1 rRNA gene (cut by a window edge) is annotated in these 451 nt (G+C 54.1%); it reads left to right on the top strand.

Annotated features, from left to right (window positions below):
- A 16S ribosomal RNA gene (locus AC6HVZ_RS19545) occupies positions 1-451 on the top strand; its annotated part reaches 186 nt to the left of the window's first position; the annotation flags it as partial.

Raw genomic sequence — 451 nt, 5'->3', positions numbered from 1 at the left:
GGACGGGTGAGTAACACGTAGGCAACCTACCTGTAAGATCGGGATAACTTGCGGAAACGTGAGCTAATACCGGATGATCCTTTTCATCACCTGGTGAGAAGGTAAAAGGTGGCTTTTAGCTACCACTTACAGATGGGCCTGCGGCGCATTAGCTAGTTGGTGAGGTAAGGGCCCACCAAGGCGACGATGCGTAGCCGACCTGAGAGGGTGATCGGCCACACTGGGACTGAGACACGGCCCAGACTCCTACGGGAGGCAGCAGTAGGGAATCTTCCGCAATGGACGAAAGTCTGACGGAGCAACGCCGCGTGAGTGATGAAGGTTTTCGGATCGTAAAACTCTGTTGTTAGGGAAGAACAAGTCAGGTAGTAACTGACCTGGCCATGACGGTACCTAACCAGAAAGCCACGGCTAACTACGTGCCAGCAGCCGCGGTAATACGTAGGTGGCA

It is taken from the genome of Oceanobacillus sp. NCCP-135 (assembly GCF_059698015.1).
The sequence above is the reverse complement of the archived record's forward strand: the minus strand, read 5'-3'. Positions and strand labels throughout refer to the sequence as shown.